General features: G+C 68.7%; 12 protein-coding genes. 1 reads left to right on the forward strand and 11 read right to left on the reverse strand.

Going from position 1 to position 14,284, the window contains the following annotated elements; translation table 11 throughout:
• Positions 1 to 25 precede the first annotated feature (25 nt).
• A complete protein-coding gene (locus ACFC1X_RS11010) occupies positions 26 to 1,630 on the reverse strand; it encodes a cation acetate symporter (protein WP_376351131.1) in 1,605 nt (534 codons plus the stop codon).
• Positions 1,627 to 1,992 carry a hypothetical protein gene (locus tag ACFC1X_RS11015; protein WP_376351133.1) on the reverse strand — a complete coding sequence of 122 codons (366 nt, stop codon included), beginning with the start codon at positions 1,990 to 1,992 and terminating at the stop codon, positions 1,627 to 1,629. Before ACFC1X_RS11015 ends, ACFC1X_RS11010 begins: the two co-directional genes overlap by 4 nt.
• Positions 1,993 to 2,448: 456 nt before the next feature.
• On the opposite strand from ACFC1X_RS11015, the gene acs reads away from it, so the two are divergent.
• On the forward strand, positions 2,449 to 4,434 hold the full coding sequence (gene acs, locus ACFC1X_RS11020) for an acetate--CoA ligase (protein ID WP_376351136.1): 1,986 nt from the start codon (positions 2,449 to 2,451) through the stop codon (positions 4,432 to 4,434).
• A gap of 30 nt (positions 4,435 to 4,464) precedes the next feature.
• Here acs and ACFC1X_RS11025 read toward each other — a convergent pair whose 3' ends face one another.
• The 9 genes from ACFC1X_RS11025 to ACFC1X_RS11065 form a co-directional block, all read right to left on the reverse strand.
• The gene (locus ACFC1X_RS11025; protein WP_376351139.1) at positions 4,465 to 5,193 is read right to left on the reverse strand and encodes a GntR family transcriptional regulator; all 729 of its coding nucleotides are present in this window, start codon (positions 5,191 to 5,193) and stop codon (positions 4,465 to 4,467) included.
• A gap of 236 nt (positions 5,194 to 5,429) precedes the next feature.
• Positions 5,430 to 6,329: a fumarylacetoacetate hydrolase family protein gene (locus ACFC1X_RS11030; RefSeq protein ID WP_376351141.1), complete on the reverse strand. Its 900-nt coding sequence runs from the start codon at positions 6,327 to 6,329 to the stop codon at positions 5,430 to 5,432.
• Positions 6,326 to 7,507 (reverse strand): DUF3500 domain-containing protein, encoded by a 1,182-nt coding sequence (locus ACFC1X_RS11035; RefSeq protein WP_376351144.1) that lies wholly within the window; start codon positions 7,505 to 7,507, stop codon positions 6,326 to 6,328. Before ACFC1X_RS11035 ends, ACFC1X_RS11030 begins: the two co-directional genes overlap by 4 nt.
• On the reverse strand, positions 7,504 to 8,820 hold the full coding sequence (locus tag ACFC1X_RS11040; RefSeq protein ID WP_376351146.1) for an MFS transporter: 1,317 nt from the start codon (positions 8,818 to 8,820) through the stop codon (positions 7,504 to 7,506). The genes ACFC1X_RS11035 and ACFC1X_RS11040 overlap by 4 nt, the downstream gene beginning before the upstream one ends.
• Positions 8,807 to 10,453, reverse strand: a complete 1,647-nt coding sequence (locus ACFC1X_RS11045) for a bifunctional 3-(3-hydroxy-phenyl)propionate/3-hydroxycinnamic acid hydroxylase (RefSeq protein WP_376351149.1) — start codon at positions 10,451 to 10,453, stop codon at positions 8,807 to 8,809. Before ACFC1X_RS11045 ends, ACFC1X_RS11040 begins: the two co-directional genes overlap by 14 nt.
• Positions 10,450 to 11,589 (reverse strand): zinc-binding alcohol dehydrogenase family protein, encoded by a 1,140-nt coding sequence (locus ACFC1X_RS11050; protein WP_376351152.1) that lies wholly within the window; start codon positions 11,587 to 11,589, stop codon positions 10,450 to 10,452. Before ACFC1X_RS11050 ends, ACFC1X_RS11045 begins: the two co-directional genes overlap by 4 nt.
• Before the next feature lie 92 nt (positions 11,590 to 11,681).
• Entirely contained in the window at positions 11,682 to 12,176 is a 495-nt protein-coding gene (locus ACFC1X_RS11055) for a flavin reductase family protein (protein WP_376351154.1), read from the reverse strand.
• 224 nt (positions 12,177 to 12,400) lie between these two features.
• A complete protein-coding gene (locus ACFC1X_RS11060; RefSeq protein ID WP_376351156.1) occupies positions 12,401 to 13,591 on the reverse strand; it encodes a CaiB/BaiF CoA transferase family protein in 1,191 nt (396 codons plus the stop codon).
• The gene (locus ACFC1X_RS11065) at positions 13,588 to 13,965 is read right to left on the reverse strand and encodes a cupin domain-containing protein (protein WP_376351159.1); all 378 of its coding nucleotides are present in this window, start codon (positions 13,963 to 13,965) and stop codon (positions 13,588 to 13,590) included. Before ACFC1X_RS11065 ends, ACFC1X_RS11060 begins: the two co-directional genes overlap by 4 nt.
• Between the last annotated feature and the right edge of the window lie 319 nt (positions 13,966 to 14,284).

A 14,284-nucleotide genomic window follows, 5' to 3' on the forward strand; every position in this document is an offset into this window, starting at 1 on the left:
AAGGTCAGGACCGTACTTCTTCCCATCACGGCCTGCTGGTGCCTGTCAGGGCCTGCTTCTCAAATTGCCTGTGTCCAGCACGAGTTGGCGGTGACGCCGATGTCCGGCTCGCCACCCATCCGAGAAGGAACCCCACCGGGACGGACACCAGCCCGGTCGTCTCCAGTGGGAACCAGGCGAAGTCGACGCCGGGCAGTATCGACGCGGGCGTTCCCGAGACGGCCGGTCCGAAGAGTTGCAGCACCACGCAGCAGCCGAGGCCTCCGTAGACACTCCAGAGCATGCCGGTGCGTGTGTAGCCCGGCCAGAACAGCGCGAGGACGAGCGCGGGGAAGATGGCGGCCGCCGCTGCCCCCACGGCAAAGTACGAGAGGAAGGTGACGCTCTTGCCCTGCAGTGCCACCGCGAGCACCACGGCAAGCGCTCCAACGGCCCCGCTGGACCAGCGCATCGCCCAGATCTCGCTCGTCATGGACCGCTTGCGGCCGGCGGTCGGAGCATAGATGTCGTGCGCGAGTGCCGCGGCCGACGACAAGGTCAGCGAGGCCACCACGGTCAGACTGGTGAGGAAGATCATGGACACCGTCAGAGCGAGTATGGCGCCACCGCTGGAGCCGTCGGCGGCCAGCTGCAAGGCCAGCAGCGGAACCGCGGCCAGGCCTTCGGGGTCGGCCGCCGCGATGCTCTGCGCTCCCACCAGTGCCGCCGCGCCCAGGCCCATCAGCACGGCCAGTCCGGAGAAGACCGTGACCAGACCGATGGTGTACTTCACCGTGCGCCGCGCCGAATCGCCCCGCTCGGAGGCCTTGAGCCGCATCAGTATGTGCGGGGCCACTCCCGCTCCGAGCACCACGGTGATCTGCGCCGAGAGCTGGGACAGAGTGCCCGAGGCACCGCCATGGTGCAGTGGACCGACTTCGTCGGTACCCGCGGACCCGCGGCCGGCCGCGTCGATCAGTCGGTTGGGGCTCCAACCGAACTTGTCCAGCACCTGGCCGGCCAGCACGGACATCGCGAGGAGCAGCACGACCGTCTTGATCGCCTGGAGAATGCTGTTGCCCCGCATCCCGTTGAGGGAGGAGGCGCAGATCATGATGCCTCCGATGAGCGCGGTGCAGAGCTGTGCCGCCGCGCCGAGATCGGAGAGTCCCAGCAGGAAGGACACGGCCGCGCCCGCCACTACCAGTTGTACGACCATGAGGGGCAGGCAGAAGCAGAGCGTCGCCACTGTTCCGGCGACCCGCGCCCGCGTACCGGGGAAGCGCTCGTTCCATGTGTCGCCGAGCGTGAATCGGCCGACGTTCCGCAGTGGTTGGGCGAGGAGCAGCAGAACTCCGAGAGCCGCGACGCCACTGACGGCCATCGCCATGCCGTCGTGCGCGGCGAGTGCCACCAGGCCGGTGACGCTCAGCAGGGTGATCACGGAGATGTAGTCCCCGGTCAGGGCGAGGGCGTTACGCACGGGCCGCAGTGACCTGCCGGCCACGTAGACGTCGGTGGTGTCGTCGGCGTCCCCCGCTCCAAAGAGCAGATACAGAAGTACGGCCAGGCAGACGACCAGGAGGAATGCCACCAGTGGTGCGGCGCCCAAGGTCTCCGCGGCGTGGAACTGCTCGGCTCGGTATCTCATCGGTACTCTCCGCCCGCTGAGAACGAAACCGAGGCCTGGGCGGCGGTCCAGTGCTGCTGGGCCTCGCGCTGACCGCGGTCGAGTCGCCCCGAGGAGGCGAGCAGCAGACCGGCCTGTGCCGCGAACAGCACCATGCCGACCGTCAGTTCACCCAAGACCTCGGTGTCCACCGGCAGTCCGGCAAGAGTCGGAGCTCCTACGGCCAACACCCACGCCGAGGCGTTGACGATGACGAAGCGCTTGCGCGAGCGTGCGACGGCGGCGCGCAGGACGGCGAAGGAGTGGTCGTCCTGGATCGGACGGGGTGATGGCGCATAAGCAGGCCTCACCTCGAAGAATGAGTGCCCGGATGGTTCCATCATGTCTCCTGATCGTGCGCAGGGGAGAACCGGCCGGGGATGCGCCGGCCGGGGCGAGCGACGGCGGACGATCGGTGTCGAACGTGACAGCGATCGGCTGCGGTCGGTGAATGCGGCTGGAAGCGGCGCGGTCCGCGGGATCGGGCGGCACTACACGCACATTGCCAAGGGCACAAGGAAGGGTCACGCCTTCTTTCAGCGGTGCCCTGTGTGCAGCATGCCGGTTACCAGGTGTCAGTGCCAATACCCGTGTGGTGATTACGAGCAAGCTGTTACATCGCATATGCCTAGGGGCCCTTGAGGCGCCGGGTCGGGCCGCTCACCGTCTCATCGCGCCTGGACCAGAACTCGGTTACACGCTACATTCAGCAAAGTGTCACGCGGCGAGGCAGTGATCGGGGATCCCCTCGTGCGCGCAAGAAGATCTGCGGGCCCTCGCAGGGCAGAAAGAGAGCAGACATGTCGGCATCAAGGGACGCCGAAGCAGCAGTCGACGGTACGGCGATCGCCAGCCTCGCGAAGGAAGAACGCAGGTTCGCACCCCCTGCCGACCTGGCCGCGAACGCCAACGTCACGGCAGAGGCGTACGAACGGGCCAAGGCAGACAGGCTCGGCTTCTGGGCCGAGCAGGCCCGCCGGCTGACCTGGGCCGAGGAGCCGACCGAGACGCTCGACTGGTCGAACCCGCCGTTCGCCAAGTGGTTCAAGGACGGCAAGCTCAACGTCGCCTACAACTGCGTCGACCGGCACGTGGAGGCCGGGCACGGCGACCGCGTCGCCATCCACTTCGAGGGCGAGCCCGGCGACAGCCGCGCCGTCACCTACGCCGAGCTCAAGGACGAGGTCTCCAAGGCCGCCAACGCCCTGCTGGAACTCGGCGTGCAGAAGGGCGACCGGGTCGCCGTCTACATGCCGATGATCCCGGAGACGGCGATCGCGATGCTGGCCTGCGCCCGGATCGGCGCCGCCCACTCGGTGGTCTTCGGCGGCTTCTCCTCCGACGCCCTCGCCACCCGCATCCAGGACGCCGACGCGCGTGTCGTCATCACCTCCGACGGCGGCTACCGGCGCGGCAAGCCGTCCGCGCTCAAGCCGGCCGTCGACGAGGCCGCCGAGCGGGCCGGCACCGTCGAGCACGTGCTCGTCGTCCGCCGCACCGGACAGGACGTCGCCTGGGACGACTCCCGCGACAAGTGGTGGCACGAGACCGTCGACCGGCAGTCCGCCGAGCACACGCCGGAGGCGTTCGACGCCGAGCACCCGCTGTTCATCCTCTACACCTCCGGTACGACGGGCAAACCCAAGGGCATCCTGCACACCTCCGGCGGCTACCTCACCCAGACGGCGTACACGCACTGGGCGGTCTTCGACCTCAAGCCGGCCACCGACGTCTACTGGTGCACCGCCGACGTCGGCTGGGTCACCGGCCACTCCTACATCGTCTACGGCCCGCTCGCCAACGGCGCCACGCAGGTCATGTACGAGGGCACCCCGGACACCCCGCACCAGGGCCGGTTCTGGGAGATCGTGCAGAAGTACGGCGTGACGATCCTCTACACCGCGCCCACCGCGATCCGGACGTTCATGAAGTGGGGCGACGACATCCCCGCGAAGTTCGACCTGTCCTCGCTGCGCGTCCTCGGCTCGGTCGGCGAGCCGATCAACCCCGAGGCGTGGATCTGGTACCGCAAGAACATCGGCGCGGACGCGACCCCGGTCGTGGACACCTGGTGGCAGACCGAGACCGGCGCGATGATGATCACACCGCTGCCCGGCGTCACCGAGGCCAAGCCCGGCTCCGCCCAGCGCGCGCTGCCCGGCATCTGTGCCACCGTCGTCGACGACGAGGCGAACGAGGTGCCGAACGGCGGGGGCGGCTACCTGGTCCTCACCGAGCCGTGGCCGTCGATGCTGCGCACCATCTGGGGCGACGACCAGCGGTTCATCGACACCTACTGGTCCCGTTTCGAGGGCAAGTACTTCGCGGGCGACGGCGCCAAGAAGGACGACGACGGCGACATCTGGCTCCTCGGCCGGGTCGACGACGTGATGCTCGTCTCCGGCCACAACATCTCCACCACCGAGGTCGAGTCGGCCCTCGTCTCCCACCCGTCGGTCGCCGAGGCGGCCGTGGTCGGCGCGGCCGACGAGACGACCGGACAGGCCATCGTGGCCTTCGTGATCCTGCGCGGCACAGCGGCGGAGTCCGACGACCTGGTCGCCGAACTGCGCACCCACGTCGGCACCGCGCTCGGCCCGATCGCCAAGCCCAAGCGGATCCTGCCGGTGGCCGAACTGCCCAAGACCCGCTCCGGCAAGATCATGCGCCGCCTGCTGCGCGACGTGGCGGAGAACCGCCGGCTCGGAGACGTCACCACCCTGACCGACTCCACCGTCATGGACCTCATCCAGACCAAGCTGCCCGCGGCACCCAGCGAGGACTGACCGGTCTTCGTAGCAGGGCCACGGTCGCGGCTACCGCACGCCGGCCGCGGCCAGGGCCCTGCGGATGCGAACGGGCTCGTAGGAGGGTGCGGAGATCGAGAGGACGACGAGAGCGGTGCGGGCGAGATGGGCCGCCAGAGCGTGCGAGGCTGCGGTCGCGTCACCCGCCTTCACCGCCTCGGCGATCGTGCGGTGCTGCGTGCTCGTCTCCGCCTGCCACTCGAGCGGATTCCAGGACACGAAGGCCAGCCGATAGCGCGTGGCGTGGTCCGAGAGCAGGGTGAGTTCGCGTTCGAGGCGCGGGCCGGACGGGTGCACCAGTGCGCGGTGGAACTGCTCGTGCGGGCATTCCCACTGCTCGACGTCTCCCGTGCGCGCTGTCTCGTCCATCTCCTTGAGCAGCTGGTCCAGCTGCTGGAAATCTTCCTCGCCCATCCGGGGAACCGCGATGCCGATCGCGAGCGCTTCGAGACTGATGCGCATCGCGTACAGCTCGTCGAGATCCTCGTTGCTGAACGTCGTCACACGGGCGCGGTGCTGCGACTCCTGCTGCACGAAGCCTTCACGCTGCAGGATCCGGAGCGCTTCGCGCAGGGGACCGCGGCTCACCCCCATCTGCTTTGCCAGCGCGACCTGTGACAGCGGGTCGCCCGGTCGCAGATCGCCGTGCATGATCGCACGCCGCAGCGTGTGGTGGGCTCTGCTCACCTCGTCGGGGTGGGCGAGGCCGTTCTCCACCTCGGCTGGCTGTGCCGTCATACGTCGCCGACCTTTCGTGCGTTCCCAGGTGATGTTCGGTTTCCTCAGGGCCGCTCGGTTGAGCCGCACACACAACCGTAGCCGACATCGGACATCAAGCTGCCGACACTTTCGGTGATCCTTGGCCGGAGGTGTCGACACTCAATGGATGCGGTCAGTAAGGAACCGCCGACGGGCAGCCAGTACGCCCGTCGGCGGGTTGCGCCACGTCGTTCGAAATCTCCTGCTCGGAGTACTCAGGCGCCTATGCCGTCGAAGGAACGACGCTCGGAGGGAACGTCATCAGCGGACCGACGCTCATTGCCCACCACCGTGTTGCGCAGTACTCCCAGCCGGTCCACTTCGACCTCGACGGTGTCCCCCGGCTGAAGCAGTTGCGGGGGCTTCCGGGCGTAGCCGACTCCGGCCGGTGTGCCGGTGGCGAGAATGTCGCCGGGACGCAGGGACAGAGTGTGGGAGATCAAGGACAGCGTGTCCCCTACCGTGTAGATCATCTGATCGGTATGAGCGTCCTGCACCGTCACCCCATTGACCCGGGTCTGCAGCCTCAGGCCCTGGCTGAGATCGCCGACCTCCGCCGCGGGGATCATCGGACCGATCGGCCCGGACCGGTCCCCGTTCTTCCCCAGAATCCACTGCGAGGTGAGCTTCTGGGCCTTGCGCGAGGTCAGATCGTTGAAAGTGGAGTAGCCGATGACGGATTCCAGGGCCTCCTCGGGGGTGGCGTCGACGAGCGGTGTGCCCACCCAGGCAACGACTTCGCCCTCCCAGTCGAGGCCCTCTTCGTTGGAGGGCACGGGGACCTCGGCTCCGTCCACGGTCAGGGACTGGGTCCACCGAGCGAAAAGCGTGGGATAAGGGGGCAGTTCCTGGTCCCGGAAGGATCCCTCAGCGGCGTGCTGCATGTAGTTGAGCCCGATGCAGAAGACGCGGGCGTCGGGACGTACCGGGGGCACCAATTCGACCGAGTCCGCGGCGAGCACCGGGCCGGCGGGCGGCCGGGACAGATGCCCCGCCGGGTCGGCCCAGAAGTCCGCCAGAGAGGCTATGACAGTGACGACATCGCCTTCCTCGGCGAGGCTTGCGACCTCCACGCCCGAGTCGGTGTGCGGTCGCTTGACACCTACGATTCTCATGTGGCTTCCCCTTCTCGTTCCCCGGATTGTGACCCCGGGGCTTCTTCTCGGTCCTCGTGTGACCCGGTGTGGTCGTGCTCGAGGTGGTGCTGGATCAGCAGGTCGGCACCGAAGTCGTTCGAGGGGTCGCGCCAGACGCTGTGCACGTGATTGGCGTTGTCCTCGGCGTTGTCGAACTCCACGAGGGTGACCGGGCCCTGGATGCGGAAATAGTGCGGCTGCTCGATGGAGGTGCCGCCCGCCCAGGCGAAGTGCAGGTCCTCGACGCCTCCGGCGGCCGCGATGCGGTCCATCTCGTATCCCACCAGCCCAGGACGCGCACGCTCGACGAACAGAGCCAGAAGGGCGTCGAAGTGCGCACGCTGGGTGGGTGAGAGGTCACCCGCCCGACAACCACGGGGGTGAGCCCTGAAGTAGGCCAGGGCCTTTCGGTCCTCGTCGGTGATCATCGCGTCGCGGCGGCCGACACCATGATATGCGGGGTACTCCACCTCTCCGATGGACGTGACCGTACGGGTCACGAAGTCCGCCGGCGGCTTGGAGTGGATGACAGTCCGCTGCGTCTGGGAGCCGGTGAGGCTGTCCAGGAGCGTGAAGGCGGCGTCCTCCTCCTCGCCGAGAATCCGGAAGGGGCCGAACCGTGCCGGTTCGGCTCCGAGGAGAAACGGCGTGACGTTGACCAGGTCGCCGCCGACCACCGTCACGTTGACCGACAGATGGTGTCCCACCAGTCGCCAGCCCCAGGTGGTGTCCGGCTGCGGCTGGCCGAAGAACGTGAAGAAGTAGCCGCGCGCGTCGCGGAAGGTGGGCGCGATGTGCCCGAAGACGGGAAGATTGAGTTCCCGAAGCACGTGCTCGTTGGTCATGACCTGGACCACTCGGGCGTAGGCGGGGATCGACATCGACTCGGCGATCAGCCGGTGCGCCAGCGCCTCCTGGTGACGGTCCAGCTCTCCGAGGGGCAGGCCGGCGCGACCGGACTCCGGGAGGAAGTTCCAGTGCGTACGGCCGGGGTCCTCATGGGGCAGCAGTACGCGCGCACGCTGGTCGCCCGTCAGCGCGTCGAACAGCCCCATCGCCGCGAAAGTGACCGCCGTCGCGTCGAACGAGCCGCCCGGCCGCGGTCGGTGGGCCTGCGGGAGTTCGGTGCTCGGATGCGAGTGTGACAGTGCCGTCATGACGTTCCGTACCTTCCACGTGGGCTGATCGCGTTCTCGGGTCCGAGTGGGACGGACGGTGGTTCGGCACGGTGCTCCGCGGCACCTTCGTCGCGGTACGGACCGAGGTTGAGGAACAGCCCCATGCAGACCACGCAGACGACGGACAGTGTGAGCATCGCCGGCGTGTAGGAGCCGTAGGCGTCGCGGCTGACACTGACCGCCGAGGCGGCGATCGCGGAGCCGATCTGGAACACCGAGAAGGCGATCCCGTAGATCTTGCCGAAGGCCAGCCGGCCGAAGTAGCGCGGGATGAGGTAGCTGAGGACGTCGAACTCGGCGCCGATCAGCAGCCCGGCCAGCGAAGCGGCAAGAATGCCCGTCACCACGTTGGGGCCCGCGGCGAACAGCAGCAGTGCGACGATGCCGCCCACCAGGTAGATGGCCATCACGAGCGAGACCCTGATGCGGTCCAGCAGCCATCCGGTCGCGATCCTCGCCACGATGAGCGCGACCCCGAGCGCGACCGGCACGAGATTGGCGACGTCTTCGGAGACACCGGCGTCCTGGAGCAGGGGGATCTGGTGAACGATGATGCTGGAACCGATCAGCCCCAGCAGCAGGAACGCGCCGAGCACGAGCCAGAAGACACGCTTCGTCGCCGCGACCCGAAGCGTGTCGCCGCCGGCCTGCGCCGCCGTCCTGCGCGCGCTCGGCTCGGCGAGCAGGAAGTACGCGACGGGATAGGCGATGAGCGCGAAGGCTCCGAGCCCGAAGAACGCGGTGCGCCAGCCGAAGGCGCCGATCAGGAAGGCGGTGAGGATGGGGACGAGTACGGTGCCCACCCCGATGCCGGAGTTGGCGACTCCCAGCGCGAATCCGAGCTTGCGCTCGAACCAGCCCGCGGTGAGCCGGAGATAGGAGACCGGCCACAGGCCCAGGCCGCACACCGGGATCAGGATCCAGGCCAGGTAGAAGACCGTCAGGCTGTCGGGCAGGAAGTACATCGCCATCAGGGACAGCGCGAAGACCGGAGAGCTGTACAGGATGACCCGCCTGCCGCCGAACCGGTCGACCAAGAGGCCCTGAACCGGCGAGATGACCATGATCGTGATGCTCAGGAAGGAAGCGGCCAGGGCGATGGCGGGCACCCCCCAGCCGAACTCCCGGTCGAGCGGTTTGATGAACGCGCCGAACGCCATCACTGTGAGCACGCTCGGGCCGCACGCGAGACCCAGCGCGGACGCGGCCGCCGTCCGCCACCCCGCCGCCGCGCTGTCGGGTGACTCCTCTTCCGTCGCCTTGGTGAGCGTCACGGCCTCATGCGTGTCCATCTGGAACCCTCCGCCGTTCGGACTCCGGCCGCTCCTGCGCGGACGCCGGGTCCAGCGCCCGGCGCAGCTCTGCGACGAAGGACGGGATGTCGGTGTGCGCACCGGCCGCGAACACATAGAAGTCGGGCCGGGCGAGGAGGGCTTCGCACCCGTGCTCGGTGAACCACTGCTCATAGGCACCGTCGAGATCCCGGACGGAGCCTCGGCCCGAGACGTCAGCGGTGACGCCGCCCACCCGGCGCAACCATGCGGTGGCTTCCTCGCTCAGCAGGCCTGAGGGGTTCCCGGCACGGCTGATCAGCTGCCAGTTGCCGCCAAGGACGTCGTCGAACAGGCCCGTCCAGCCGTCGACCTCGATCCGCCCCTGGGGAGCCAGCTGTCCGTCCGTGCCCATGCTCGCCAGCGTCAGTGAAGGCTCACCCAGTCGGGGGTGCGGCGGCTTGCGGGTGGCGGCCTCGGGGTCGCGTGAGCGCTCCCTCAACGCGGCGTCCCGGGCAGCCGCCCGGTCGACGTCGACTTCGCAGATGACACGGCCTGCCGCCACCGCTTCATCAATAATCTCCCGGACGTGTCCCACGCGTTCGGGACCGTACGTGTCGAGCACTGCCGGCGATGCCAGTCGGCGGTGGACCATCGCGAGCCGCCAGGTCAGCGCTCGGGCGTCGCGGAGGCCCGAGCAGAGTCCTTGCCCGAGGAAGGGGGGCATGAGGTGAGCCGCGTCCCCTGCCAGGAAGACGTTGTCCTCACGCCAGGTGTGGGCCCAGCGGCCGCGGAAGGTGTAGACGGCATGCCTCTCCAGCCGGGCGGTCTCCGGGGTCACTCCCCAAGGCGCCATGAGCCGCCAGGCCGTGCTGTCCTGGCCGAGCTCTTCGACGGTCATGTCCACGGGGCGCATGAACTCGAAACGCCGCCGTCCAGGGCCGCTGTTGACCGCGGTGGCCGGCTGTGCCGGATCGCAGTACTGCGTGACGAAGGCGCTCCACTGCTCCTCCACCAGTGGCTGGTAGTCCGCTACGAGCCAGTCGGCCTCGAACCCCGAGTCACCGACTTCGAGGCCGAGTACGGAGCGAACGGCGCTGTTGGCTCCGTCCGCCCCGATGACCCATCGCGACCGGAGTTCGACACCTTCGTCGGGGCTCTCGGTGGGGGCGACCTGGATGGACACGCCTTCGTGGTCCTGGGTCAGTCCGTGGAAGGTCCACCCACGGTGCACGCGCACTCCGGGCGTCGCGACCGCCAGGTCCTCCAGGGCCGCTTCCAGGTCGGGCTGGTAGAAGCCGTTGGTGTTGGCCCACCCCGACTCCGCGGCTCGGTTCCAGTCGATGGCCTGCAGGAGCTCGCCCTCACCGTTGCGGAACTCGTAGCCACCCCGCTCCCCTTGAGAGGGTTCGAAGAGGTGGGCGTAGTCGGCCATGAGCCCGGCCGCCTGGAGGATACGCAGCGCTTCGTGGTCGATGGTGCAGGCACGGGGCAGCGGATACCGCTCGGGCCAGCGCTCCACGACGGACACCTGGAGGCCGGCCCGGCCGAGCAGGAGGGCGCTCAGCAGACCGACGGGGCCACCACCGATGACCACGCAGTCGACGACCGGCCGCAGAGGCACGGCGGGGTTGGTGTCCTGTCTCGTCGTCATGCGCCCGGCTCCGGCTGCTTCGTGTGCCGACGCTCCGCACCGGAGGGCAGGACGACGCACTTGTGATGCGGCGAGGCCGCCTGGGCCCGCCATGCCTGCGGAAGCTCCCCCAGCTCGACGGTACGCACATCGACCTTCAGCTCGCCTCGGACGAGGGCGGTCCACAGCCAGGTCAGTGCCGCACGTTTGTCCCGCAGCGGGATGTGCAGGCCAGCGAAACCGGAGAGGGTCAGCTGCTTGCCGCGGAGCAGCCCGGCCGGCACCTGGGCGGTCGCCCCGGCCGGATTGCCGATGTTGACCACCCGTGCCCGAGGCGCGCACACCCGGAGCGCCGCCTCCAGCGGCATTCCGTACACGCCGTCCAGTACGACGTCCACGGAGCCGGCCGCCGCCAGCAGCCGCGCCGCCAGCTCCTCGGCGTCCTCGTCCGCACGCAGGTCGACGACGGCGTCCGCGCCGAGCTCGAGAAGTCCGCTCAGCGCCGCTCGATCGCGCGCTACGCCGATCACCCGGCCCGCTCCGCAGCCGCGTGCCACCTGGATGGCGATCTGCCCCACGGCGCCGGTGGCACCGAGCACCAGCACGGTTTCTCCGGGACGCAGCCCGGCTTCCTCCATCAGGGGCATGTACGCGGCGATGCCGGAATTACCGACCGCCGCGGCCCGCACCGGGTCGAGACCGTTGGGGAGCAGGAGGAGGTCCTCGTCGGCGATGAGTGCCTGCGTGGCGAAGGCACCCGGGCTGCCCGGCGACGCCTCGCTCTCGCCGTAGACCCAGGCACCTAGCGGGTACCGGTCGGAGGCCAGAACGATGCCCACGCACTCACGGCCGGGGACGTAGGGTTCCTCGTGCCGGGCGGAGTGGAACGTGCCGGAGGCGATCAGGAGGTCCAGCGGGTTCAGCGGTGCCGCGACGACGGCGATGAGCGTGGTGCCGGGTGTGCGCGGCGGCAGGACGACCGGGCCCAGACGCGGTTCACTGCCGGGGGCGTCGACGATCGCTGCCAGGGTCTCCCCGGCGGCAGTTCCGTCGGCGTCGTGTTGGGCGGCGCTCCTTGGATCGCGGCCTTGGAACTCGATGCCGTCCGTGCGATCGGCTCCCCGGCCGGCGCTGTCCGGCGCATGCGTGTTGTCCATCGTCAAGCCTCACTTCCTCACAACCGTCGTCCGACACACATCGCCGGTGCCGGTCCGCTTCGCCCGCCCGGGAAGGACGGCGTCCTGCCTGGTCAGATACTGGCCAGGCGGCGGAATCGGCTGCCGTGGAAAACCAGGGGTGAGGCGTCCGGAGCCACACTGAGACCGCTGATCTCGAGTAGGACGATGTCGTGATCCCCGCAGGTGACCTCCTCGCGAATCGTGCAGTCGAGCCACAGCGTGGCGCCGTCCACGAAAACGCTGCCGTCCGCGGACGCGAACCACTCCACTCCGGCGAAACGGTCTCCCGCCTTGCTCGCCAGCCGCGCGCAGATCTCGTCCTGGCCTTCGGCCAGCACGCTCAGCCCCAGTCGCGGCAGATCACGAAGCTTCGGCCACGTGGAGGAGGTGTGCTGGATACACACCGATACCAGGGGCGGCTCCATCGATACGGACGTGAACGAACTCGCGGCCAGGCCCACGGGCTCGCCGTCGCGGTAGGCGCACAGAGCGGTGACCCCGGACGGAAAGCATCCGAAAGCCTGCCGCAGCTGCGTAGCCGCCGTCACCGGCTCGATACCTCTCACCGGAACCTCCTTCTCGATCCGCGCCCGGCTCGTCCCAGCCGGCACGGACGTCTTGTGCATGGGTGTCGTCAGATGCTGGTGACTCGGGCGCAGACTTGCTCGCGACCCTAATCTTCTTTGGGTAAATGTCAACACTTTGTGCTGTCGATCGCATCTAGCGAGGCAATGGACAGCACAGAGACCGTCTAATGTGCACAGTTCGGCTGAGCTCATCAGCACCGGTACTAGCTCGGCGAGGTGTTCAGCCACTCCCGGATGGCGGCGGCGTCGCCGTCGAGGACCGGCGGCGGGCGGTGACCGAGACGAGTGGTCTCCGTCTCCGTCCCGGCGTCGTCGACGGCGAAGGTGCGCAGGGCCGAGCCCGGCAGCGTGATCTTCCCCAGGTTGGGGTGCTCGATGTCGAGGAGAAGATGCTGTGAGCGGGTCTGCTCCCACTCGTAGACCTCGTCCAGGGTGCGGACCCGGCCGGCGGGGATGTCCAAGGCGGCGAGCCGGCGCAGGAGGTCGTCCGGCTCGTGGTGAGCGAAGACGCCCTCGAGCAGTTCGGTGAGACTGTCCCGGTTGGCGATGCGGTCGGCGTTGGTGGCGTAGCGCTGCGGATCGTCGGCCGTGATCTGGAACGCGGCGCACAGGCGCTGCCACATGGCGTCGTTCCCGCAGGCGATCTGCACACTGCCGCCGGCGCAGCGGAACAGTCCGTACGGAGCGATGGTCGGATGGTGGTTGCCCTGTGCCCGGCCGACCTCGCCGGCCACGGTCCAACGGGTCCCCTGGAACGCGTGCGCCGCGACGACGGAGGCCAGCAGCGAGGTGCGGACGATCTGCCCCCGGCCGGTGCGGTCGCGTTCACGCAGCGCCGCGAGCACGCCGAAGGCGCCGTTCATGCCCGCCAGCAGGTCGGCGATCGGCACACCGACGCGCTGGGGGTGATCGGCGTCCGGTCCCGTCAGCGACATCAGCCCCGCCTCGCCCTGGGCGATCTGGTCGTACCCGGCACGGCTCGCCTCCGGGCCGTCGTGGCCGAACCCGCTGATCGACAGCACGACCAGGCGCGGATTCAGTTCCATCAGGCGCTCGGTCCCGAATCCGAGGCGCTCCAGAGCGCCCGGTTTGTAGTTCTCCATCAGGACGTCCGCCCGGCGGATGAGCCGGGCCAGCACCTGCTTGTCCTCGGCGTCCTTCAGATTGAGCGTGATCGACTCCTTGTTCCGGTTGCAGGCCAGGAAGTAGGTCGCCTCCGGGGTGCCGTCGTCCCCGTGGACGAACGGCGGCCCCCAGGACCTCGTGTCGTCCCCTGCGGGGCTCTCGACCTTGATCACGCGGGCGCCGAGATCACCGAGCATCATGGCCGCCTGCGGTCCGGCCAGGGCCCGGGTCAGGTCGACGACGAGCAGTTCGCCGAGCGGCCCCGTCATGACCGGGCCTCGGACGTGTGGAACGACGGACTCGCCGGGTTCGGCCGGATCACCAGCATGCTCGCGGCGAGGTTCGTGCGGTTCTCGACGCTGCGGTAGGTCCCGGCCGTGAGGCGTGCCGAGTCCATGGCGTCCAGGACATGGACTCCGCCGTCGGAGTCGGCGAGGGTGAGTGAGCCGGTCAGCACGAGGTAGAGCGTCTCCACCGGCACGGGTGACATGTCCGCGCGGCCACCGGGGAGGTAGTGCGACAGGGCCACCGTGACGGCTCCGTCGTACTGCTCACCACCGAAGAGATGGACGGGTCCGACATTGTGGTGGCCGGGAGGCTGGAAGCGTTCGGCCTGCGCGAGGCGATTGATGTCTATCGGCACGATGGAGTACTCGATTCTGACTGGGCGTGCGGGTCCAGGCGCATGTGACAGCGCACGGGATGAGTCGGTCGGGACTTACCGGCCTGCCTGGGCCGGTGCGCCTCTCGCGGACGGCGCCGGCGGCGCGGCACACGGCTTCGACGCCGGACTCGTGCGCAAGGTGCGACCCTCCAGCACCATAGCGGGGCCGCAACCAAATCTGTCAACATTTTTTCGGCTGTGCATTCCACGTTTGTGCGCAAAATACCCCTGATCACATCTGACGCTGGTGGAACCAAGCCAAACTGTTGACACTATTTGGCGGGGCTTCCTATGCTCG

The sequence above is a fragment of the Streptomyces sp. NPDC056128 genome, from assembly GCF_042263835.1.
Taxonomy (GTDB): Bacteria; Actinomycetota; Actinomycetes; order Streptomycetales; family Streptomycetaceae; genus Streptomyces.